The 25,989-nt window shown below is 29.7% G+C and carries 18 protein-coding genes and 2 other annotated features; of the genes, 4 read left to right on the top strand and 14 right to left on the bottom strand.

Annotation, left to right across the window (positions count from 1 at the left end):
* Nucleotides 1–33 precede the first annotated feature (33 nt).
* From RSA29_RS08290 to RSA29_RS08250, 9 genes are all read right to left on the bottom strand, one after another.
* Nucleotides 34–1,197, bottom strand: coding sequence for an ABC transporter substrate-binding protein (locus RSA29_RS08290; protein WP_346933662.1), 1,164 nt, complete (start codon nt 1,195–1,197; stop codon nt 34–36).
* 248 nt (nt 1,198–1,445) lie between these two features.
* A complete protein-coding gene (locus tag RSA29_RS08285) occupies nt 1,446–2,135 on the bottom strand; it encodes a metallophosphoesterase (RefSeq protein WP_346943682.1) in 690 nt (229 codons plus the stop codon).
* A 124-nt stretch (nt 2,136–2,259) separates the two neighbouring features.
* Nucleotides 2,260–2,526 carry an EscU/YscU/HrcU family type III secretion system export apparatus switch protein gene (locus tag RSA29_RS08280; RefSeq protein WP_346943681.1) on the bottom strand — a complete coding sequence of 89 codons (267 nt, stop codon included), beginning with the start codon at nt 2,524–2,526 and terminating at the stop codon, nt 2,260–2,262.
* 18 nt (nt 2,527–2,544) lie between these two features.
* On the bottom strand, nt 2,545–4,140 hold the full coding sequence (locus tag RSA29_RS08275) for a hypothetical protein (RefSeq protein ID WP_346943680.1): 1,596 nt from the start codon (nt 4,138–4,140) through the stop codon (nt 2,545–2,547).
* Between the two features lie 188 nt (nt 4,141–4,328).
* Complete coding sequence (gene tyrS / locus RSA29_RS08270) at nt 4,329–5,558, bottom strand: tyrosine--tRNA ligase (RefSeq protein ID WP_346933658.1); 1,230 nt, start codon at nt 5,556–5,558, stop codon at nt 4,329–4,331.
* Nucleotides 5,559–5,829: 271 nt separating this feature from the next.
* Nucleotides 5,830–6,056, bottom strand: a binding site (T-box leader).
* A gap of 68 nt (nt 6,057–6,124) precedes the next feature.
* A complete protein-coding gene (locus tag RSA29_RS08265) occupies nt 6,125–6,535 on the bottom strand; it encodes a hypothetical protein (RefSeq protein ID WP_346933657.1) in 411 nt (136 codons plus the stop codon).
* A gap of 290 nt (nt 6,536–6,825) precedes the next feature.
* Nucleotides 6,826–7,398 (bottom strand): ECF transporter S component, encoded by a 573-nt coding sequence (locus tag RSA29_RS08260; RefSeq protein ID WP_346943679.1) that lies wholly within the window; start codon nt 7,396–7,398, stop codon nt 6,826–6,828.
* Between the two features lie 607 nt (nt 7,399–8,005).
* Entirely contained in the window at nt 8,006–9,601 is a 1,596-nt protein-coding gene (locus tag RSA29_RS08255; RefSeq protein ID WP_346933655.1) for a peptide chain release factor 3, read from the bottom strand.
* Nucleotides 9,602–10,044: 443 nt separating this feature from the next.
* Entirely contained in the window at nt 10,045–10,575 is a 531-nt protein-coding gene (locus RSA29_RS08250; RefSeq protein ID WP_346933654.1) for a hypothetical protein, read from the bottom strand.
* 275 nt (nt 10,576–10,850) lie between these two features.
* Here RSA29_RS08250 and RSA29_RS08245 point away from each other — a divergent pair, with 275 nt between their 5' ends.
* Nucleotides 10,851–11,435 carry an AAA family ATPase gene (locus RSA29_RS08245; protein WP_346943678.1) on the top strand — a complete coding sequence of 195 codons (585 nt, stop codon included), beginning with the start codon at nt 10,851–10,853 and terminating at the stop codon, nt 11,433–11,435.
* Nucleotides 11,436–11,622: 187 nt separating this feature from the next.
* Here RSA29_RS08245 and trpS read toward each other — a convergent pair whose 3' ends face one another.
* Nucleotides 11,623–12,630, bottom strand: coding sequence for a tryptophan--tRNA ligase (gene trpS, locus RSA29_RS08240; RefSeq protein ID WP_346943677.1), 1,008 nt, complete (start codon nt 12,628–12,630; stop codon nt 11,623–11,625).
* 113 nt (nt 12,631–12,743) lie between these two features.
* Nucleotides 12,744–12,975, bottom strand: a binding site (T-box leader).
* Nucleotides 12,976–13,180: 205 nt separating this feature from the next.
* On the opposite strand from trpS, the gene RSA29_RS08235 reads away from it, so the two are divergent.
* On the top strand, nt 13,181–13,435 hold the full coding sequence (locus RSA29_RS08235) for a hypothetical protein (protein WP_346943676.1): 255 nt from the start codon (nt 13,181–13,183) through the stop codon (nt 13,433–13,435).
* 61 nt (nt 13,436–13,496) lie between these two features.
* Here the strand turns inward: RSA29_RS08235 and RSA29_RS08230 are convergent, their stop codons facing one another.
* The 3 genes from RSA29_RS08230 to RSA29_RS08220 are packed head-to-tail and all read right to left on the bottom strand — an operon-like array spanning nt 13,497 to nt 14,997.
* Complete coding sequence (locus RSA29_RS08230) at nt 13,497–13,964, bottom strand: GNAT family N-acetyltransferase (RefSeq protein WP_346944398.1); 468 nt, start codon at nt 13,962–13,964, stop codon at nt 13,497–13,499.
* Nucleotides 13,965–14,007: 43 nt separating this feature from the next.
* Nucleotides 14,008–14,490 (bottom strand): NUDIX hydrolase, encoded by a 483-nt coding sequence (locus RSA29_RS08225; RefSeq protein ID WP_346933649.1) that lies wholly within the window; start codon nt 14,488–14,490, stop codon nt 14,008–14,010.
* Nucleotides 14,491–14,520: 30 nt separating this feature from the next.
* Nucleotides 14,521–14,997: a hypothetical protein gene (locus tag RSA29_RS08220; protein ID WP_346943674.1), complete on the bottom strand. Its 477-nt coding sequence runs from the start codon at nt 14,995–14,997 to the stop codon at nt 14,521–14,523.
* A gap of 249 nt (nt 14,998–15,246) precedes the next feature.
* On the opposite strand from RSA29_RS08220, the gene RSA29_RS08215 reads away from it, so the two are divergent.
* Nucleotides 15,247–15,927, top strand: a complete 681-nt coding sequence (locus RSA29_RS08215) for a cyclase family protein (protein ID WP_346943673.1) — start codon at nt 15,247–15,249, stop codon at nt 15,925–15,927.
* 193 nt (nt 15,928–16,120) lie between these two features.
* The gene (locus tag RSA29_RS08210) at nt 16,121–17,116 is read left to right on the top strand and encodes a DUF5700 domain-containing putative Zn-dependent protease (RefSeq protein WP_346943672.1); all 996 of its coding nucleotides are present in this window, start codon (nt 16,121–16,123) and stop codon (nt 17,114–17,116) included.
* A gap of 191 nt (nt 17,117–17,307) precedes the next feature.
* On the opposite strand, the gene RSA29_RS08205 is transcribed toward RSA29_RS08210, so the two are convergent.
* Nucleotides 17,308–25,983: a glucoamylase family protein gene (locus tag RSA29_RS08205; RefSeq protein WP_346943671.1), complete on the bottom strand. Its 8,676-nt coding sequence runs from the start codon at nt 25,981–25,983 to the stop codon at nt 17,308–17,310.
* Nucleotides 25,984–25,989: the final 6 nt, after the last annotated feature.

Genomic DNA, 25,989 nt, shown 5'->3' with positions numbered 1-25,989 from the left:
AATTAATAATAAAATCTAACAATTCTTTAATTCCTATTTAGCACTATATTTTTGTTGGAAAATATATTCGCCTTTAACGACTTTTAGAATTGCAGCATCTTTATTTTCTGGATTATGACTATCTTTTCCTATTTTAATTTTTCCTGTTATTCCTTTTATATCTGTTGTCTCTAAAGCTGCTGTTATTTTTACTGAATCAAAACTATTTGCTCTTTTAATTGCATCCACAAGCATTGAACATGCATCTTGAGCTAGGAATCCATTTAATTCAACATCGCTATTATACTTTTCTTTATATTTCTTTTTAAAATCCTGTACATCTGGATCATTAAAATCTAGATGATTAACAAAATATGATCCTTCAACTGCATCCTTAGCCATTGATATTAATTGCTCTGATGGCCATCCATCTCCACCAACTAATGTTGCTGTAATCCCTAATTCTCTAGCTTGATTTGCACTTAGTGCTACTTCTTTAAAGAAGTATGGCATAAATACTATGTCAGGGTTTTGTGCTTTTATTTTTGTTAACTGTGGTCTAAAATCAACATCTCCTGTTTTAAAACCTTCCTTTGCTACAATCTTTCCACCTTTAGCTTCAAAGGTTTCAGTAAAATATTGAGTTAACCCTTGAGAGTAATCATCCCCAATGTCATATAAAACTGCTGCTGTTTTAGCTCCTAATATTTCAGCTGCATATCCAGCTGCTACTGCACCTTGATATGGGTCTATAAAACAAACTCTAAAGTTATATGGTTTAACCTTTCCATCTAGTATAGTAACCTTTGGATTTGTTGCAACTGTTGCTATGTCTGGAACCTTCATCTCTTCCAATACTGTTGATATAGGTATTGCCTGACCACTAGCATTTGGTCCTATTATTGCAACTACCTTATCTTGGCCTGTTAATCTCTTCACTGCATTAACCGCCTCTGTAGCATCTCCTCTTGTATCATAAGCAACTATTTCTATTTTTTTACCTAGAATACCACCACTTGCATTAATATCATCAAAAAACATCTTTACTGTATTAGATTCACACTGTCCCCAAACGGCTTGATCCCCAGTTAATGATCCAATCCACCCTACTTTTATTACGTCATCTTTACTGCCAGCACTTTTCTTGCTACATCCTACATAAATAAAACTTACACAGATAATTAATAAAACAGCAATTAACCTAATGTTTTTTTTCATTAATATTCTCCTTAAAATTATTTTTATTAATTATATGCTTTAATTACTATTTAAATTACATATTATAAATATCTATTTACAATAAAAAATGCTACTAAGAATGATTGTAAATAACCATTCCTAGTAACATTTTTACCCATATTTTTTTATTTGTTTATGCTTTAAATAAATTCTAAACTGAACTTCACAATTAGTTTAAAGCATACCATTTTATTTAATAAACTATGCATTAGTCCTGTGTAACAATTTTACTCTAAAACCTTTATAGGTCTAAAATTTATATAGTCACATGATGTTAATATATATTCAACCCCGTCTTTATTCCCTTCAAAAACATTGCAAAGCCCTCCACCATGAAGATGCCCGTAGATAACCTTATCCACCTTATATTCTTCAAATATCTTCGTGAATTCACTATCCTGTATATTCGGAAATATAGGTGGATAATGTATCATACATATTATCTTTTTATAGCCTTGCTTTACAGCCTCATCTAAGGATAACTTAAGTCTTAATATTTCTCTATCATATATTTTTCTATCATGGGTATTAAACTTTGGACTATTTTCTAATACCCATCCTCTACTTCCACATATGGCATATTCTTCATATACAAAAAAATTGTTTTGTATAAATTCCATACCTTCAAACATAGCATTTAACTTTTTAATGCTGCTCCACCAATAGTCATGGTTTCCTCTAACGAAAATCTTTCTACCTGGTAGACTATTTATAAACTCTAAATCTTCCTTGCCATTCTCCATATTCATAGACCATGAAATATCACCAGCTATCAATACTGTATCCTCATCCTTTACTACTTCCATCCAGTTCTCTTTTATTTTCTCAACGTGATTCACCCATTTATCACCAAATATATCCATAGGTTTATCCGTTGAAGAAGCTAAATGAGGATCTGAAATTGCATATAATGCCATACTATCACCTACTATCTATTTCATAATCTTTTAATCTTTTGTATATCCCTTAACATTCCTCTTATAAATCTTATTATATTCACTAACCTAGCTTTACTACCTTAGCTTTATTAAAACTTCTTCATCACTTAGATTTACTATCTATATCCATTACATAAGCTATAATCTTTGCTACCACGTCATAAAGTTCATAGGGTATTTCACTATCAATATCCACCTTTGTAAGCATATCCGCTAGTTCATCATTATATACAATAGGCACCTTATTTTCTTCAGCTTCCTTAAGTATTTTTTCTGCAATATTTCCCATACCTGCCGCAGTAACCTTAGGAGTACTTTGTCCATAATCATATTTTAAGGCAGCAGCCTTTTTTCTCTTAAAATCTTCCATATAACTTTCAACTCCCAATTATACCCTAGTATTTATTGTTCTAAAATCCTCATCTTCAAAAAAACTTCTACAATTAGAAAATGAAAACTCGTGCTTTCTCTCTTTTATAGCCACATTAAACATGTAACTATTTGTAGACAAATTTTCAAGAAGCTTACCCTTAAACTTTTCTAGAAGTTTCACATAAATAGCTTCACTTTCTATTTGTATAGATGCCACATTCTTATTTACTGTTACATAAGCATCCACCTTGTCCATATTTACAGTAGCAACACTAGCCGCTATTTTAATATTCTCTGAATCTAATTTTTTTCCCTTGCCCCTATCATCCTTAATAATAAGCTTGCACCCATACTCGTTATTTTTTGTATTTATTGGCACATTAAGCATATAATAATTGTTATTTATGGTATTGAGCATTTTAAAATCTTGGAATTTTGCTTCTAGTGATTGAGTTATATTATTTAAAGAGGTTGTACCCTTCTCTGATAACTTCATGATTTCTAGTAAATTTGACTTTATGAGAGATATCTTATCTTTTAACTCTTCTTTTACTATATTACTAGTTATCTCTCTCTCTAATATCCCCCCTGAAGAATTATCCTTTAAAATATTCACTTTTTCTTTTCCCACTTCATTTATTAGCTTACCTATTATCTCTTTTTCATTTATGCTAATTTCTACCTCATCACCTTCTATACTACCTAATGTAGATTCTTTATAGGCTAAACTTACATTTTCCTTTAAATCCATAGTCGGCTTTATGCTAGTTTCTTGACTTGGTATTTTTGAAGTATTTAAATTATCTATAATTTCTTTACTTACAATATTATCTTGAATTATAGACTTGTTATTAGTATTTTCATTACTATTTCCTTTAATTATATTACTAGTATCCTTTAATTGTTCTAATATATTATAATCATTAGAAACTACCCTTGTAAAGGACTTAATACTATCCTCATTTAATTTTACATTCAATGACTTCATAATAAAAACATCATCAACATTTAAATTTTTAACTTGATTTAATACCTTTGTTAATGTTGACTTTATACTTTCAGATTCCTGACTGCCTGGCAAGATTCCTTTTCCCTCAATAAATTTATCTATAAATACATCTATTTTTTCAACAGAATTATTTCCCTTATCTGTAAATTCCTTAAGTCCTTTTATATCTAAAAGATTCTCCTGCGTAAGTGGAATATTGTTTTTAAGCATGGTTTTTAGGATTTGAACATCGCTCTTATCCACTGGAAAATCTAGATTTTTAAGTAGCTCCTCCATAAGTGGATCTTCCCCACTTAATATTTCACTACCCACACCTTTATTTATTACATTAGACTCTAAAACATTAAGCAGAAATTTCCCATTTTCGAAACCTTCAAGTTGAAATTTAAACATATAATCACTTAGAGGCTCCTGTAATGTCATACCATCTACTCTTGCCGGAAATACCCTTCCATCTAAAAGCTTTATAACGATATCTGTAGCACTACCCTCTAGTCTTAAAACCCTTGCTGAAAATGAATCTCCCTTCTTAAAACTTAATTTATTAAAGTCATCTCTAGTTGTATAATTTTGCATCATATTAATTTTCCATATACCTGACATACACACTTCACCCCCTAATAAGTTAATCGTAACAATTTAAGCTTAAATGAAGTCCATTATAGCTACAATTCCTAGTTCTATAGTTTTTATAAAATTAAAATACTACTTAATATAATTAAAATACTACTTAATATAATTACTTAATAAAAAACAATGAGCATACCATCGGCATGCTCATTAATTTTACACTAAGCTATTATTAATTTATAGAATTTTTTCTTCCCTCTTTTTATTAGTGCATAGCCATCCTTTTCCACATAACTTTCATTAAATGTTGCATTAACATCCTCTATTTTAATATCGTTTATAGTAAGTCCACCTTGCTCAATTAGTCTTCTACCTTCTTTTTTAGATGGCACTATTCCCGTAGTAGTTATAATGTCAAGAATTCCAGCTTCCTTCATATCTACACTAATTTCAACGGTAGGAACATTACTCATATCTGCTCCACCACTAAATAATGCTTCTGATGCTTTTTTAGCATTTATAGCTTCTTCTTCTCCATGGATAAGCTTTGTTACTTCATATGCAAGTACTGTTTTAGCTTCGTTAATTCCTGACCCCTCTAGAGCTACAAGCCTTCTTACTTCATCCATTTCTACAAAGGTTAATAAGCATAAACATTTTTCCACATCTGCATCAGCTATGTTTCTCCAGTATTGGAAGAAATCATATGGAGATGTTTTTGCAGGATCTAGCCAAACAGCGCCATTTGCTGTTTTACCCATCTTATTACCTTCACTATTAGTAAGTAATGAACAAGTCATACCATAAGCTGACTTACCTTCTTTTCTTCTAATAAGTTCCATACCAGCTAAAATGTTAGACCATTGGTCGTCTCCACCAAGCTCCATTGTACAGTTATGCTTTTTATTTAAAACTAGGAAATCATATCCTTGCATTAACATGTAGTTAAATTCAAAGAATGATAACCCCTTCTCTAATCTTTGTTTGAAACATTCTGCTGTAAGCATTCTATTTACTGAGAAGTGAACTCCTATGTCTCTTATAAAATCTACATAGTTTAAATCTAAAAGCCAATCTGCATTGTTTTCAAGAATTGCTTTTCCATCACTGAAATCTATAAGTTTTGATAATTGACCTTTTATACATGATATATTATGATCAATATCTTCTTTAGTTAACATATTCCTCATATCAGTTCTTCCAGATGGATCTCCTATCATTCCAGTTCCTCCACCTACTAGCGCTATCGGTCTATGGCCTGCTCTTTGCATATGTGACATAAACATCATTGCAATAAAGTGACCAATATGAAGACTATCTGCTGTAGGATCAAATCCTATATAGAAAGTAACCTTCTCTTTACCAAAAATCTCTCTCATTTCCTCTTCGTGAGTTAATTGTTTTAAAAATCCACGTTCTTTTAGAACATCATATACATTTATGTTTTCCATAATCTTTTCCTCCTAATTGTGTTTAAATCTTAATTTTATTATTTAAATATTGACTTTCATTTCTAAAGTATTTAATTTATACATACTATAATTAACTTGATACATTCCATTCTTTAAAATCCACTAAATATTTTACCCTAATTTTAAATTTTAAATTCTAAATCTTTAATTAGAATCTATATAGCTATTATATAAATTACTCCATAAAATATTAGATATAACTTTCATCCCATTTTGTTATCAAAAAAATAAAAGTCCCTAGTATTAATATACTAGGGACGAAACATTCCGTGGTACCACCCAAATTTATAACTTAAATTACTAATTATAATTCAAATTACGCTCTTATCCTTAATAACGTTAGGAAACCGTAACAGCCTACTACTACTTCAGCCTAAGACTTAGAAATGTATTTCACTAAAATCCTTTACTGATTTACACCAACCACCAGCTCTCTTAAAAATTTCTTTAGTTACTTCTTTTCATCATTGTCTCTTTCAATATTTTATTTTAAATACATCTTACTATTATTATTATACTTTTTCAAGAGTAAATATAAATTTTCTCTAAACCACATATTTTTTAATAGTATCTGGTATATTATTTTCTTCACAACTAATATTCGTATAAAAATTGATTTTAAACTTTTCTGATAAGTACTCTAACTTATTTAACACATCACTTATATCCTGTTTATCTTTACATATATCACTTAAAACACCGTCAATAAATATATTTTCCACATCATAATCCTTAGATATTATGCCACATAAAAACCCGTAAAGATCTTTGTAGTTATTAATTTTAAAATCCTTTGAACATATGAACCTGATACTTTTATCTACCCTTAACAATACCTTTGTGTCATCATCAATATAAACCATATTCCCCTTACAGTCATTTACCTTTGAGTTTGCTAAATTTATTAATGCTTTTGTTTTTCCAGAGCCTTTTTCCTTACAAAATACTTGAATCATTCTAAACGCCCCCAAACTTTTTTATTAAAATACATTAATGGTAATGAGTTAATTATATAATATTCAGAATATTATATCAATATATACTGTTAATTCTTTACTGTTTGTTATTAATTTATATGTATGTATTTAAAATATTATTATTCTTTTTAGATATATATTAAATTAAAAAAATATAAGCACCACTTAATTGCGATGCTTAACATTAGTATATATATTTCAACAATTCTATAAAACAAAGCTAATTCATTACAGACATTCACTCAATCAATGTCAATTTTTAATATAGTTTATATATATTTAGCCAAATATTTCTTTAATGGTAAAGATAATGGTAATGCAATTATTATTCCACCTGTTGATTGAATTATATTCGCTGGAATATCTTTAATTGCCACTAAAAATCCTTGTGAAAGCGTTGGTATCCCATAAACAAAGTGGTTCAAAATACCTCCCGCTATGAAGTATCCTCCTATCATAAATATTCCTGCTACAATAAATGCAAATAAATTATTCCAAAGATTATCACCTTCATAATTGTTTCTATAAGCTATAGTCCCTGCTATATATGCCATTGTTGCCTTTATAACTAATGTAAATGGTGCCCAAATATAGTACGGAGAAAACAAATCAAAGAATGTCATCCCTATGGCTGCTGCCACTGCCCCTTTTTTCTTACCTAATAAAATTGCACATAAAAAAAGTACCGTATCTCCTAAATGTATAACTGCACTCTCCCCTACTGGTATTGCTATAATTGCAGTTGCTATATATACTAAAGCCGCCATCATTCCTACTTGAACCATGCTAATAGTTCTGCAACTTTTTGAATTTCTAACCGATAATTTAGTTTTCATATTCATTCCCCCTCCTTAATGTACCCATACAATTTAATAATGTATCCATACAATTCAATTATACAACAAATTAAGAAAATTTCAAGTTTATTCTGTAAATATCTATAAGGCATCTAAAACCAAATAATAAGCCAGTATGTTTGACTTATTATTTGGTTTTAGATTCTCAAGTGTATAAAATATCATTTTACGAATACACTAAACTCATATTTAATTCTATAACCTGTTACATAGAAAGGAGATTACTATGCTTTATCTACGCTGGTTTAGTAGTTTTATACTACTCATCGCTTCAATTATTCTATTTTTTATAATCGGTGGAAATCTTATTAATTTAATAATTGCAGCCTCCTTAATAACTATAATTTTAGATTATATAGAGGAATATAAGATAACAAAAAATAAATTCAATATATAAATTGTAATTAAGAATTTGAAATTGGAGTTGGAGTTGGAATCTAAAATCCCTCATAGATTTTCAAAATGGAGTGTATAAACTTAATTAGAGCATATATACAGTTTTTGCCTTAACAAAGAATCTTTCATATCTTTTTTTGTTCTATAGCTAAAAAAAAGATATGAATCACTTTAATTAAAGTGATTCATATCTTTCTTATTCGCCTTTACCTATATTAGACAAGACTAATCCTTTATTGTGCTCTAAAGCCCAACTAATACCCCAATCAGTTTGGAATATCAAAAGATCTCTATCCTTAAAGTCCTTAACTATTTTTGTATCACTAGTCAAGCTTAAGTCATCTGCCTTACCTTCTATAGCTTCAATCCATCTAATATTTCTAAACGGTAACATATCCATTTTAATGTCTACATTATATTCATTTTTTAATCTAAATTCTAAAACTTCAAACTGAAGTACTCCAACAACTCCAACTATTATTTGCTCTGTTCCAATATGGAGTTCTTTAAATACTTGTATAGCACCTTCTTGGGCTATTTGTGTTACACCCTTTATAAACTGTTTTCTTTTCATTGTATCCACAGTTCTTACCCTAGCGAAACGCTCTGGAGCAAAGGTTGGAATCCCCTCAAATTTTAGTTTTTTACTTGGAGTACATAGTGTATCTCCAATACTGAATATGCCTGGATCAAATACACCTATTATATCTCCTGCATATGCATTATCAACAATTTCTCTATCTTGGGCTAAAAATTGTTGTGGCTGTGCAAGCTTTATCTTATTTTTACCTTGTACGTGGTATACTTCCATACCCTTCTCAAATTCGCCAGAACATATTCTCATAAATGCTATTCTATCCCTATGAGCTTTATTCATATTAGCTTGAATCTTAAATACAAAAGCAGAAAAATTATTATCTATAGCTTCAATTCTTCCAATATCAGAATTTCTTCCTAGTGGTGCCGTTGTTAATTTTAAGAAATGAGTTAAGAATGGCTCCACTCCAAAGTTAGTTAAGGCACTACCAAAGAATACTGGTGTAAGCTCTCCTCTTCTAACTTTTTCATCATCAAATTTATCTCCAGCTATATCTAAAAGTTCTATATCTTCTAGTAGTTTTTCGTATAAACTATCTGTTATAGCTTCTCTTGCCGTAACTTCATCATCAAGTTCAATGATAATTTCACTTACCTCTACTTGACCATGATTTCCTGCTTTGAACATTTGTATTTGCTTCTGTTCCCTATCATAAACACCTTTAAAATGCATACCTGTACCTATTGGCCAGTTAACAGGATAGGATTTAATTCCAAGTTCATTTTCAATTTCTTCCATAAGTTCAAATGGATCTCTAGTTTCTCTATCCATCTTGTTTACAAAAGTAAATATAGGAATATCTCTCATACTACAAACATGGAATAATTTCCTTGTCTGATCCTCTACACCTTTTGCTCCATCAATAACCATTACGGCACTATCTGCAGCCATAAGTGTTCTATATGTATCTTCACTAAAATCTTGATGTCCAGGCGTATCTAATATGTTTATGCAATATCCATCATATCCAAATTGCATTACTGAAGAGGTAACAGATATTCCCCTCTTCTTTTCAATTTCCATCCAGTCAGAAACTGCATGCTTAGATGTTTTTCTAGCCTTAACAGAACCTGCAAGTCTAATAGCTCCTCCATATAAAAGTAGCTTCTCTGTAAGTGTAGTCTTACCTGCATCTGGGTGGGAAATTATAGCAAAGGTTCGTCTTTTTTGTATTTCCTTTATATAATCACTCATTACCTTCACTCCTTTATTCTATATTTAAATACTTCTCATTTAATTAGAAAGCATATTAGTATCGTACAATTAACATACTATAAAATGTATTTCATTATAATTTTTGATTGTAAAAATTATTATTCTATAGATATAAATTCTTACCAATTTATATCTATGTTAATACATATTATCTCTTTTAAGCACAATTTATATAATAACATATTATTTATTATAAAAACAAATAATATTAATCATTTTATAGAACTTTTTATTATTATCTTGGTTTAGGCATACTAATATCTTAATATTATCATACTCAAATTAATAACTTAGATTAATTCACTTATTTTCACATGTGAATTTAAGATTTAAACATAACAAAAACTAGCAGGCAAAGAATATTCCTTAACCTGCTACCAATATTTTAATAATCTAAAAATAAAATTCCACTATATAATTTTTTAACATGCATAATCACTTAATAATCCAGTATAAACAACCTGTCCATTTGATATAGCATCAAAATCTTCTGGCTTAACTAAGGAAACATCTTTCTCAAAATCTACAATTTTGCCCTCTTTTAAAACATGTGCTACAAAATGAGAACATACGAAATGATACTTTCTTTGACATGGTATATGCAACATTATAGCTAATATTCCAATAAAACTATACTTATATTTATCATGTTCGTCTTCAAATTTATCTATAATTGCTTCAACTTGCTTGTACTCTTCTTCCGTAACTGTTAATTCGTAAACTCTACATGTTGTGCTTTTATACATTTTAAATATTCCAGTATTAATGTTCTCGTTTATAAAACCAGCATTAAGTGGAAAATATAATTTTCTTCTACCAAAACTATATAATCTTTTTAAATCCTTATCTAACGCTATGGACGTATGATTATAATTATATTTTGTATAAAGTTTTATAGCCCTAGAGAAGCATGTCCCTGTCTGGCTCAACATGACATAAATCTTTTTATCCATATTATCACCACCAATAAATTTTAAAATACCTAATTATGACTTAATATATAAATTTAATATATATTAAGTATAACATATATTATTATATATTAAATTAGTAAATATTTCATTACGATTTCATTACAATTTACATATAAAATTTCTCATTTTTACTCTATATACCCTTATAATATGAGAATGTTTTTATTTAAATGCTACTTTTCCTTCGCATTTTATTGAAAATTCCTCTTTACATTGTTATAATTAAACCCTATTAGAATATGGAGGCTGTAATTATGACTGTTAGAGTAGCAATTTTAGGTGGACCCCGTTGTGGTAAAACCACACTTATGCAACAACTATATGTAGATATGAAAATCACTGGATTAGATGTGGGATGTGCATCAGAGTACAGCACTGACTATTTAAGAGAAAAAGGTATGATAGAAACAATTTCAGAGCAATATGGAATTTATCTTGGTCAATTAAAATTAGAAGATGAACTTTCAGTTTTTAACTATGCTATAACTGATTATGCTACCTTTGTTCCTTATATCTATGCACGCTTTATGCTTGGCAACAAGACTCGCACTATAAAGGAAATAGAAATTTTAAAGGACTTATATGGTCTTGCAATTAAAGATATACAAAATTATGATCATATATTCTATGTTGGTAGAGAATTTGGTTATTCAAAAGATGGAGTAAGATGGCAAGATGAAGATATTGCTATAGCAGTAGATAAAGCAATTTTATCCTTCCTTGATACCGAAGCAATTTCCTATACAACTCTTTCCGGTTCTACAAAGGAAAGAGCAAAACAAGTGCTTGATATTTTACATATAAATGCTGAAGTCGCAAGTGATACTGAATCAAAATAAGGTATATTAAATTAACTACATAAGTATAGTTACTACTTATTTCTTTAAATATACTTTAAATCTAAAATACCTAATATAAACTATGAAGGTTTATATTAGGTATTTTTATTTTGATTTAGTGCAAATTCAATTAAATTTAAATTTCCTTCAAGAATCAGTATTCAAACTTAGTTCTAATTATAAATTTTTATTGTTGAACTAATCCTATTTTCTTCTGCATTTTTCTTAAAGTTTTTGTTGCAATATAATTAGCTTTTTTTGCTCCTGCTGTATAAATTTCTTCTAACTTCTTCTTATCTGATAAAAGTTCTTTAACATTATTTTGAACTGGCTCTAATTCTTTAACAATTGCTTCAGCTACATCTAGCTTAAACTGTGCATAACCTAGTCCTTTATACTTCTCTTCTATCTCCTCCATAGACATACCAGAAATTGCACCTAAAATTGTCATTAAGTTTTTAACTCCTGGTTGTTCATCAGAATATTTAACCTCACCAATACTGTCCGTAACTGCCCTTGCAACTTTTCTTCTAATTACTTCTGGTGGATCTAATATTAAAATATATCCATTAGGATTTTCTTCTGACTTATCTGATTTAGACATCTTCTTCAAAGGATTTTGTAAATCCATTATCTTAGATCCTGTTTTTCCTACATATGCTTCTGGAATTTCAAAGGTTGGACTGTATGAGTTATTGAATCTCTCACCTATATCCCTTGCAAGTTCTAAGTGTTGTACCTGATCTACTCCAACTGGCACTACATTTGTTTGATAGATTAATATATCTGCTGCCATAAGCACTGGATAGTTAAATAGTCCAGCTCCTATGCTCTCCCCACTATTTTTTGACTTATCCTTGTACTGAGTCATTCTGCTTAGCTCACCCATGTAGCTATTGCAAGTTAAAAGCCAAGACGCTTCTGCATGTGCAGGTACGTGTGACTGAATAAATAAGGTGTTTTTTTCTGGATCTATTCCAGCTGCAATATAGGTAGCAAGAACCTCTAAAGTTCTTTTCCTAAGTTCTGCTGGAACTTGTCTTACAGTAATTGCATGTAAATCTACAATGCAAAAATAACATTCATACTCCTCCTGCAAATTCACCCAATTCTTTATAGCTCCTAAATAGTTACCTAATGTTAAATCTCCTGAAGGCTTAATTCCACTAAATATAACTTTCTTTTTATCTTCCATAACAATTCTCCTTTCTATAATAAAACTTCTTCTAACTTTTTTCGAAGAAGTAAATTTCACCTACCAAACATTAAATTTATGCGTATAGTCAAAAAAGCCCTATGGAAAAAATTCCATAGGGCATAAAATACGCGGTACCACCTATCTTGAGATAAAAATCTCATCTTCTTCAGATACAAACATATCCTAGCTCTATAACGTGAGCATACGTGCTAAACTACTTAAAACTGTTCATCTAGCATCTCAGCGACCCATTCATATTAAACATTATTATGGTAATCTCACCATCTACCACTCTCTTTGAATCTGTTTTTAATACTACTCACTTCGCCTCAACGATTAAATTATAATTATATTAGAATTATTATAATTCTTAAAATATAATATGTCAATATATTATTTTTGTTCCTTGACTCAGCCCATGAATTTCCAGTATTAATTTCTTCCTTTAGCACAAACTAGATTTATTATATATCTATTATTATATTAATTATATTGAAAAAGTTATTTAATAAAAAATCCATCCCTTTAAGCTTAAGGAGGTATTTTTATGAATGAAAAAAAGAAACCACAGGAATCAAAACCCTATGGACCTAATGAAAGAGATTATTTAGAAGCAAGTGTAGAGCCTGTTAAAGCATTTTCTCTAGAGGACTATACGTTACTACCTAATCATGTAGTAGATCCAATCGTGGTAAATAATATTTCAAATGCAGAGTTTGATTACACTTACAACGGGGATTCGGATCTCCTAAACTTTGGAGAGCAACCCTTAGCATCAATAAATAAAAACACTCCAAATTAATTAACAAAAACATAACCAAAGAAATAATTTCTTTGGTTATGTTTTGTCTGTTTTGAATTATTTACGCTAAATTCTTAAAGCTTGTACTCATTACATATCGAGTATCTCGTATATTTTCTATGACTTTATAGCCATTTCTTAAATATAAATTAATAGCCCCTTGATTCTTTGCAAATACATATAAGAATACTTCCTTATTTTCTTGTTCTGCAACGGATTTAACATAACTCAAGATCTTCGTTCCTATACCTCTACCTTGAAATTCATCAAAGATATAAAAATCATCAAGTTCAAGATTTTCATCTTCATTATGCAAGTAGTAATAACCTACTTTAATTCCTTTAAAATATATACATTGATAGCTATTTATATTATTTTCTATTTTATCCCTCACCCAAGCTAAGATCCTTTTAAAATCTAAACTAGGGTTTGTTTCATACTTTTCTATAAGATTTTTATTTAACTCAAATATTTTGTCTATATCCTTATATGTAGCATTTTCAAATGTTATATCCATATCTTTCTCCATACCCAACGCTAAATTTAATGTACTCCAATATTTTCATGAAATTTTATATCTTTCTATTGATTTTTAAATTAAAATCTGGCTTTGCAACATATTCTAAATATTGCACATTACCATCGTAATCTAAATATGCTTGAAATCGTTGACGAATGGCTGGTGATGTAATCATATCGAGGACTTTATCTTTCTTTACCCAGCATGATTCTGAATTCTCATCTGAAATGCACAGCGTACCATCAATAAAAGTACAAATAAAATCCATCATTACCTTTGTAGGAACTTTCTCAACTCCATTATATCCCTTATGTGTTGCTGTGTTTGATGAAATTGCAAATAATTTTTTTACATCCACATTGATTCCGCTTTCCTCTTTTATTTCCCTAGTAGCTGCATCAATAAGATTCTCTCCAACCTCAACCTGACCGCCAGGAAAAACCCAACCTCCATGATGAGCCTTAACAAGTAAAATCTCTCCTTTGTGATTTTCAACTACACCTGCAGCTGTAACAATATGTGTTGGCATTATCATTTTTATCACTCCCTAATCATTTATCCTTTATTAAAAAGTTTCCGTTGCTGGTAAACTCTCTATAAGTTTTTTAATATCAAAATCCTTATCTAATATTTTATAAAAAATAGATTTAGATCCATCTGTTTTTTGAAGTCCAATAATGTTATCTTCATAAAAATTTATTATAAATATATTTTTTGTAATTGTAACTTCTTCTTTTTCCTCGTAGGTTCCAGTAAAACTAAGCATATATTTATTAGCTTTTTCAGTCTTACTTATTCTTTTATAGGACAAATCATCAATTGCATTGATTAATTTACCAATATCCTCCTTGTTTGTATTCTGAATATATTTTACATTACCTATTGACTCAGAATCACATACATTTAATTTTATATAAGCACAATCAGCAAAATTCTTTGTAATTAAATTCTTTGACGTAATAATAAATGGCATGACAGCCCATAACATTAATGAAAATCCTAAAACTATAAATATTGAAAATGCAAGCTTTTTACCTTTCACTTATAATTCCTCCCATAATATTAATTTATAAATTTTTCTATATATACCATTATATATTAGTATAGGTGCTTTGTGTTAAAATTTAGTATATTGGGTATAAATTGTTGCTATGCTCTCCTCCCCTTATTTTGATTTGCTTATATCAGCCCACTCATTTATTTGCATTTTTTTATTATTTTGGATATAATTGTATAACTAGCTTCATGTTAAATTTTATATATTAAATATATTATTAGAGGAGTAATCATTATGAAAATTACTGATTTAACACATATAATTTATTCAGATATGCCAGTTTTCCCTGGAACTGAGCAACCAATTTTAGAAAAAGCAAACACCGTAGAAAAGGATGGATTCCAAGAAACAAAAATTACAATGTACTCCCACACAGGTACTCATATAGATGCACCTGCCCATATGTTAAATAATGGACCTTATTTAGATAATTTAAGTATAGAACATTTTATTGGTAATGCTACTATTCTAGATTTTTCAAATTCCGATTTGAAACATATTGATGTTGATAGCCTAATTTGGTATGAGGAGAAAATTAAAGCTGTTGAGTTTATCATAATAAAAACAGGTTGGAACAAATACTGGGGTACTGAAAGATATTTCGAAGACTTTCCTGCTTTAACTGAAGATGCTGCAAAATGGTTAACTCAATTTAATTTAAAAGGAATTGGAATTGATGCAATTTCAATTGATGATATGAAATCCACCACCTTTGCAGTCCATAAAACATTAATGCCAAAGAACATTATAATTATTGAGAATCTAACAAATCTAGATTCTATTAGCAGCGAATATTTTATTTTAAGTGTTATGCCACTTAAAACCCCAGATGCTGATGGCTCACCAGTTAGAGCTATTTCTATAGAAAACATAGAAGGGTACCAAAAAATAATAGGACAACCAACTATGCTATAGCATTTTGTTGCATAGTGATATTTAGTATATTAGGTATTTTTTTAGCAGGATTTTATTATAGTTTTATGGGAATTGCCTTAATCTTCGGAATAGTAGTTGGCCTATTAGTCGGGATTTTGATTGGGATAGAAAGAATTTTTAGTGAATTAAACAATTAAATCCATTGTGAAAAATAGAAAGCGAGGATATTTAAATGAATATAACTGTTAATCAAAACAAAAAAGGTATAGATGATTTCATAAACATATTTAAATCAAATTCAATCATTGGAAGAACAGATATAGAAGAACTTTTCAATAGTGAATCCCATGAAAAGCTAGTAATATCAATTGGAAAAAATGTAGGTCTTACTGAAAAAAAACAATGGATTGATCTATTTTATGAAGCATATAACTTAAATTTGAAATCTGAGTGTTATACTGGAAATGATGTAGTAAAGATTAATATGATATCTCCTATTATTTGGGCTATTAAAAATATAGATAAATTAGATGATTATACTAATAGAATTATTGAAATCATAGATAAAAATGAGTACTTAGAAAAAACCTTTGAATATCTACCTACAATAAATCATGATATTAATATAAATATGAACTATTATATATTCATGTATAATGCTAGTGTCTACGAAAATGATATATTTATGGATGTTGCTTTTGCAACCCGCTTAAGTGAGCCTCAATTAAATAGTTTGCTTGCTCATGAAATGCACCATTATTTAAAGGATTCTATTGATATTTCCACTGAGTCAAAACCTGAATATAAAGATGTTATAAGAGCTATATGCACATTAGAAAATGAGGGTACTGCGGATATGTGTAGTTTTCATGGACTATGTCACCTATACGAAGATTTTGGATGGATGGAAAAAGGAATATTAAACGAAGTTTTAAATAATTCAACGGAATATATAAATATACTAAACAGAAAATTAAAAGACAGATTAATAAATAATGATGACACTATTAAAATATACGATTTTATTATGGGTAATCAAATTGTACATCCCTTAGGTTATAAAATGGCAAGTGATATTGAAAATTATTTAGGTATAGATGTACTCAAGGAATGTACCGGAAAACCATTAGAATTTATTTTAAAATTCAACCTTTCATTTGAACTAAGTACAGGTAAAAAAGCTTTTGATCAACAGGTTATAGATAAATTATATTTTATTTTTAATTAATTCAACTTTTTTATAAATATAGTAAGATTATATAGAATCTCTTACCTAATAAGTTAAGGGGCTATCTCAGTTTAATTTGAGATAGCCCCTTAAGATTTCATAGTATTAACTTTGGTCATCTTTAAAAAATGAATAAGTCAGTATCTTTGACTTGTTATTTGCTTCAAGATGCCTTAATTTAAAATAGTTCATTATTTAAATGTAACTTCAACTTCATGGTGGCCTTCACCCATTATTGGAATAACATCACCTTTTATAGCTTCACCATCTAAAATCACACCATACTCTCGTCCTCTAGTTACAGTTATATGGTACATGGCATTTTTGAATTTATAATCTATTGTGTACTTATTGAAGGTTATAGGTACACAAGGTTTAATTGTAAATCCTTTTCCCTCTATGAGCTGAAGTCCTAATATATATTTAACTGCTATAGTGTACATCCATCCTGAACTACCTGTATACCAACTCCATCCACCTCTACCAACATGAGGCTCAACGGAGTATACGTCAGCTGCCATAACATAAGGTTCAGTCATAAATACATCCTGATCTTCCTTTGTTAATCCGTGGTTTATAGGATTTAGCATAGAGAATACCTTGTAAGCTTCATCCCCTCTTCCCATCTTTGCAAGTGCTAATGCTACCCAGGTAACACCATGGGTATATTGACCACCATTTTCTCTAACCCCCGGTATATATCCCTTTATATATCCAGGTTCTAAGGATGATTTGTCAAAAGGTGGTGTCAATAAAAGAACCATTTTCTCTTCTTCCTTAACTAGATATTTTTCTAAATTATCCATGGCTACATTTATTCTATCTGCGTCCCCTGCCTCTGATATAACTGACCAACATTGTGAAAGTGCATCTATTTTGCACTCTTCATTCTCATCAGATCCAAGAGGTGTTCCATCATCAAAATATGCCCTCCTATACCATCTTCCATCCCAAGCATTTTCCTCCAGATTATCCCTTAAGAATTTCATCCTGCTAATGGATTTATTTTCGTATACTTTATCATTTCTATGAGCACATAGATCCTTAAAGTCCTTTAATATAGCATATATAAACCAACCAAGCCACACACTTTCACCAGTTCCCTTATTACCTACAGTGCTCATACCATCATTCCAATCACCACTCCCCATTAAAGGTATATTGTGTGGACCAAAGTTAAGCCCTTTATCAATAGCTCTTATACAGTGATTATATAGCGATTCCTTTAGGTCTGATTTTGGAGATACATTATATCGTTCATCTTCTCCTTCTTTTAATGGTTCATCCTTAAGATATCCAACTAATTCATCCAAAATACCATAATCTCCTGTTGCTTTAACATAAATAGATGTCACATAAGGTAACCATAACAAATCATCACTAAATCTAGTTCTTATTCCACTATCAACTACAGGATGCCACCAATGCTGAACATCACCTTCTTCAAACTGTCTTGAGGCACTGTAAAGAATTTGATTCCTCGTTATCTCTGGCTTTAAATAAATCATTGGAATTGAGTCTTGAAGTTGATCCCTAAACCCGTAAGCTCCACCACATTGATAAAATGCAGTTCTTGAAAATAATCTACAACTTATAGTTTCATACGGAAGCCAACCGTTAACCATTAAATCCAAACTCTTATCTTCTGTAGTTACTTTCACTGTTCCTAAAAGATTACTCCAATAAGCTTTTACATTTTTCAATTCCTCTTCTACTGCCTCTATATGATTAAGCTTACTTAGAATCTTTTCTACTTCTCCAATACTTTCCTCTACTCCTAAGGTTATAAATATTTCTTTTTCTTCAAGTGGACCTATATTAAAACTCACTTGTTCACTAAGAATTGGCTCTAACCCTTCACCATATATATTGGATAATTTATTTATTGTCTGTAAGTTTCCTATTCTTTTCTCACATTCAAGGAATTCACTGCCATCTCCACTAAAGCTCTCATTTTCTCCGCCAAATATTTTTAGATAAGCATAATTAGATGAAAACTCACAACTATAAGAATTTCTACCATAGATATATTTTAATTCTTTATTTATCTCTGTATATATCTTTTTATGAGTATGTTCCCTTGAAGACCCTAAACATAACCTAGCAAGATATGTAGCACTTAGTTTTCTGGATTTTTCTTTAAGATTTTTAAGCTTAATCTTAAGTATTTTCACATTATTCTCCTGTGGCACAAACATAGTAACCTGACCCAAAATACCATTACTCTCATGTGTAAACTTAGAGTATCCAAATCCGTGGGTTATTAAATATTCACCCATACCCCTTATAGGCTTTGGAGTTATTGACCAAACACTCTTATTTCCTTCATCTTGAAGGTATAAAGCTTCATTTAAGGTGTCTTCAACATAATCATTGTTCCAAGGTGTTATTTTAAATTCTCTACTATTTTTGTACCAAGTATAGCTACTACCCGATTCACTAATATTAAATCCAAAGTTACCATTTGATATAACATTTATCCATGGCGTCGGTGTTGTCTCACTATTATTTAATACTATAGTATACTCTCCATTTTCGTTAAATCCTCCATAACTATTAAAGAACTCCAGTGATTTAACCAGCTCATTATTCTTCAAAGTTGGTATATTCTCCTTTAGCTTAGATGCTTTATTCTTACCATATTTTGTTGATTTATTATCTACATCTACCTTGGTGCAATTCTCATTAAAATATTTGTTATCCATAACCTTATCTATTTGTTCCCATAAGGAACCACATTTACCATCTACCTCAATGGAAGCTATAGCTTTAAGCAAGTTAATATCCTCTAATGTCAGATTTAAAGCATTTAGTACAAATATTCCTCCAGACATATTTTCTCTATAATTTAAATCACTATTTAATATAATTTCTCTTATAGCATTATCTGTAGGTTTTTCATAGCTTACTTCCTCTTTATTTAATACAACTATATCGAAATCAACACCCTTATCACTTAAATAACTATGACAATCTATCACCTGTCTTAGGATATCACTGTATTTTTCATCTTCTATAGTTATTAAGAATATTGGTAAATCCCCCGAAATACCATATGCCCATAAATTTTTCTGGCACCTTATTATATTTTTAATTTTACCTTCCCTTTTGGTATAACTATTATTTAAAAATATTAAGCTACTTGCAACTTTCTCATATATATTAACTTGAGCTGGCTTTATTCCCTTTGCGCTTAAATACTCCTCTGTTCTTAAAGCTTCTTTTTCAAGACTTTCCTTTACTCGAATACTATCTTGATAATTTACAGCTACTGTTAAAACCTCATCCCTCGAGCTTCCCGTTACTGTAACATATGTTAAGGATATAGTATCACCCTGTTTAATTTTCACTTTATTTCTTATAGATAATATAGGGTCAAGAACATTTCCAACAAAATTTCCTAGATTCTCATTTTTTTCTAAAGCAACTGGGTTTGCCTTGGAATGATTTCTACCTATGAAATTTATACGAGCAGTTTCATACTGTGATTCCCCTAAAATTTCACCTTCACAGAAGCTAGTCTGAATAAGAAAATGTTCCTTATCCTTTTCACTCCTAACTCGCCTTTTAGCCATTACTCCATTTATTGAATCAATGTATTCTGTAGTTACAAATAAGTTTCCAAAGGCAGGATGAGCCAAATCTCCATCATAATGTTGTAGTACAACCTCACAATAGCTAGTTACCTCTATAATTTTATCTCTTTGACTTTTATTTTTAATTATAACTTTTCTTATTTCACATTTTTCTTCCGGAACTATATGAACTTCAGTAACCACCTCTAGATTATTCCAATGTTTTACAAACTCCCCCTTATACAAATAGAAATTAGCCTCATACTTACTACCATTATCCTTACAGGGTTCATAGGTTGATGATGTATATTTATTTTCATCTAAATCTTTAATATAAAAGAACATACCAAGGTCTCTACGAAGCAAATCTTCTCTCCACCTATATACCATTAAGTTATCTGCCTTTGAATAACCTCCTCCACCATTTTCAATTAGTAGGTTATATGATTTATTTCCTAGGAAAAGTGATTCTGGATATTTTGAACATCCTGTTAAAATAGTTTTTTTAGCTAAATATTCTATATCCAATTCTTTACATTCTTCCTTAGACTCTTCTTTCCTATCATAAACTACATTTTTGCTTGTTTTTTCCTGAAGCAAAAGTTCTGTAGCCTTAACTATTGGAATTCTATGAAATCTTTCCTGTATAATATTTTTATTTATCACATTATCTAGTGCTAAGAAACTCATCCCTAGGTGATGAATCATATAACATTTTACTATTTCAAACTCTTTATGCTTTATTCTTTTCTTGGTATAATCTATAGCCTCATAAAATCCATATTTTCCTTCCATCTTAAGATTTTTTAATTTAGTTATGTTTTCCATAGATTTAGGTATATTCTCCATTAAAGCCATAAGTGTAGAATAAGGTGAAATTACTAGTTCTTCTTCTAACCCTCTTTTAAGGCCTACCTTTGGTGTTCCAAAAGCTTTATATTGATAATTCAAATCTATATCAAACTTAAAATATGCACTTTCTGAGATACCAAAAGGTACTAATTTTTTCTTTCCATACTTCATTTGGGCTCCTATAACAGCTCTATAGGTTTCATCTAAGAGAGAGTTCCTAAAGTTCTTCATAAGTAACCTTGGCATGAAGTATTCGAACATAGTTCCACTCCAACTAACTAACCCCTTATTACCATCCATCGAAATTAATGATCTGCTTAAACTAAACCAATGAGATAAAGGTACTGTTCCTCTTGCAATGGCCAGAAAACTAGTTGTTCTAGCTTCTGATGCTAACAAATCATAATAATTGTTACTTATAGCTTCATTATCTACATCATAACCTATATGAAATAAATTTCTTTCATTGCTATACAAACACTCAAAATCAGTTCTCTCTATGATTGAATTTAATTTTATAATAATAAAATTAGCCGTTTGCAATAGAACTTTAATATTGTCCTTAGACTTTCTTATATCTGTACACAGTATAGATTCTTGTGATTCATCTAACGCCTCTAAGTTAAGGTTAAAATTCTCATATATTTGGACCAAATCATTCAATGATTTTCCACTTATTATCCCGACCATTTCTCTTGATAAATCATTAGGTAAACCTTTCAACTTTGATATGAATGGAAATATAAATTCTATTTCATTAATATAGTCATTAACATTATTTAACAACTTTTTATTCCAATAATTATCATCAACAGTTTTCATATCACTTTCACATTTTTCTTTTTCTATGACTTCTATAGTTTCCCTAATAATTTCTTTAAAACTATCTAATATATTGTAAAAATCCAGAACATTGCTTACTTCACCCTTAATTCTTTCAACTATAGATAAATACATGTATTTTTTTCTATCATTATTAAATTCATCCATAGCTAAATTTATAGTATCTTCGATTCCACTAATTCTATTATTATAGTATGGAGTCTCCACAAATTCCTTCAATGCCTCATTTATTGTATATAAGTATGAGATTAAATTTCCACTATCAACAGTAGATACATATCTTGGGGCAAGGGGTTTAAGTGTTGTAACATCATACCAATTATAGAAATGTCCCTTATAGGTTTCTAATTTATCTAATGTAGCTATGGTTTTCTCTAAATTTTCTAATGTTTTTTTCATACCTATATAGCCCATATCCACCGCAACTACATTAGATATTAAAGTCATTCCTATGTTAGTTGGAGAAGTTCTCATAGCAAGCCCCCTATAAGGCTCTTCTTGATAGTTATCTCCACCTAAATAATTAGTTTCCTCTGATACAAAATCTTCGAAATATGCCCATGTCTTTCTTGACAATCCCCTTAAAACATTAATCTCTGATGGATTTAATTTAACGTCTTGATTATCTATTGGATTTCCTATAATATAAGCTATTAATGGACTTATTATCCAAATTATACAACTAGGAATCATGACATAAAGCGTTTGTATACCATTAAACGCAGAAATAGTTAAAATTATTATAGAAATAACTGGCCCCATCCACATGTATTTCCAATAGCTAAGAATAGTTTTACCTGAAGATTTCTCCACTTCATCTGATGTTTGCCATTGCAATAAATCTTTCTTACTAATTACTAATCTATACAAAGTTCTTACGATAGCGTCAACCATTAAATAGGCTTTAAATGGAAGAAAGGTATAAATAAAATATACTTGTCTTAGTACCATTTCAAAATTTTGAATTTTACCACTAAGACTAATATTAGACATTGGCGCAACTGCATTTTCAGATATGTCAAATAATATAGGTGTTACAATAGCTATAAATGCTGCCATATACCACTTATTAATTCCATCCGGAAGAATTCCCGAAAGTGAAGAAATTAAAAGTATACCCATAGAGGGTGCAAGTAGACTTCTTCTTAAGTTATCTATCATCTTCCATTTAGATAATCTATTTATATTATTTTTTTCAAAGATATAAGGCAACAATTGCCAATCTCCTCTTACCCACCTGTGAAGTCTTTTCGAACTTGAAATAAAGTTTGATGGATATCCATCAATAAGCTCTACATCAGTAAGAAGTGCCGTTCTTCCTAGCGATCCTTCTAATAAATCATGACTTAATACAGTGTTTTCTTTAATTTTATCCTTTACCACTTTACTAAAAATATCTACATTGTATATAGCTTTACCTGTGAAAATACCTTCTCCAAATAAATCCTGATATACATCTGAAACTGCTGAGGTATACATATCAATACCAACTTCTCCTGAAAATACTTTTGAAAAATAAGTTTTATTAGCGCTTTCTAAATCTATTGAGATTCTAGGTTGCATAATTCCATATCCACGCCAAATTGTACAATCCTCTTTTATATAAGCTTTATTCAATGGATGAACCATAGTTCCTACTAATACTCTTGCTGTATCCCTAGGTAGTACCGTGTCGCCATCTAATGTTATTATGTATTTTACTTCTTTAAGCGTTTTTATATCACTACTAAATACATTATATGTTGTATTCTTATCTCCCTTAATTAGTCTATTAAACTCTTCCAGCTTTCCTCTTTTTCTTTCCCATCCAATCCATCTATTTTCTTGGTGATTAAATTTTCTACTTCTAGCTAAAAAGAAAAATCTAGCTTCAATTTCACCATATTTTTTGTTCAATAGTTCTATTCTATCAATACAAAAGTTTAAAATATCAACATCACTTTCTTCTATCTCATTATTACTATCTTTAAAATCACATAGCAAAGCAAAATATAGGTTTTCATCTTTGTTGCTTAAGTAATATTTTTCTATATTACTTATTAACACTTCAGCTCGGTCAGTGTTTTCAACTATAACGGGGATTACTACACAGGTCAAAGCCTCCATTGGAATCCCTCGCGATAAATCAATTTTAGGAAGCAAATTTGGTATACTTAAATGAGTAATGCTCCAGTTTAATATTGATATTGTAACTTCACTAAGTGGTATTATTGTAACAATTACTGCTAAAATATATTTTAAAATTGATATATCAGTATCATTAAAGTAGCTCCATATCACAAATATGCTTACTAGTAACAATGTAACTAATATCATAGTTGCAATATATATACCTACCGCTCTTCCCTTAAGGATATTTTTAAATTTATCAAAACCCTTAAAATCAATATTTAAACTGGCATTCAGCTTATCCCGACCTCTATCAACCAGGTAATATCCCACATGGCTTTCAAAATCATATGTCTTTTCACCCTGTGTACATTGAAGCACTTTTCTGGCTAAGAATGTTTCAGAAAAATTATTTTCTTTAGCTATTCTTTCTAATGTATGCCTATAATAATCTTTTGAATGAAAATCCATTCCCTTATAAATTCCCAAAGGATCATTATTTAATATTTCCTCTACTTTACTATTAATTTCAAAGATACTTCTCCAATTTATATTTTCTAAATTTCTTATCCCATTAATGCTATTGCTTATACTTGCTGAATAGATTGCATCTGTTTTATGAGAATTCATAAAAAGCTTATCTAAATTAATTTCATTTTCAAACAACTTGCTTTGCACCCATAAATTTAATCCTTCATGGTCAACCCCATTATCTTTTATAATCTTCACAAATGCATCTGCAAAATACTCTTCAAATTCAATATGATTTTCCTTTAAAAAATCCATAGCTTCATCCATATTATTATTGTTATAATATATAATAATCCTGGCTGCCAACTTTTCTCCATTGAACTTAGCCTTTCCCTTGTTTAATATGCTAAGACAACTTTTACAAATCACCTCTATGTATGCTACTTTGATCATTAGAGGTAATGCCCATAATTCTCCCATTGTCAATGCTGTAACCTCTTGGTAGATACACAAAAACCCATTTATATTTTCTTCTGAAATTGACTCCTGATAAAGTTTTAAAAGTTCTCTTGCTAATGCATATATTCTTGGATATCCCTTTAATGGCCCACTTTTCAGCACAGGAAGTGATCTTAAATATTTTTTAGGCATACACTTTTTTATGTTTTTATACTCTTTCTCTACCACATAAATATTATCTAATATCCACTGAACCCCTTTTGCTTTATTATAAGCATCCTTACCATCTGATTTAAATGAATTATGACAATATATAATGTCATCATAATACTTATCTAAACTAGAAATTATATTTTCTTTGTTCTTACTTTTTCTAATTTCCTTATGATCTCTAGCTACCCCTTGAATTATATCTTTTACATTCTCCCTATTTCCCTCTAGAAATTCCATATCCTCTAACTTAATGATGGCATTTTTATTTCTATTTTTAATTGAAAACATGAAGAATACTATGCTGAGTATAAGTACCAAGTTTACTAAGATAAATAATTGATCCATAAACCT

Source organism: Clostridium sp., assembly GCF_036660475.1.
Classification (GTDB): Bacteria; Bacillota; Clostridia; order Clostridiales; family Clostridiaceae; genus Clostridium_J.
Note: the sequence above shows the minus strand (reverse complement) of the source record. Positions and strands in the feature narration are given on the sequence as shown.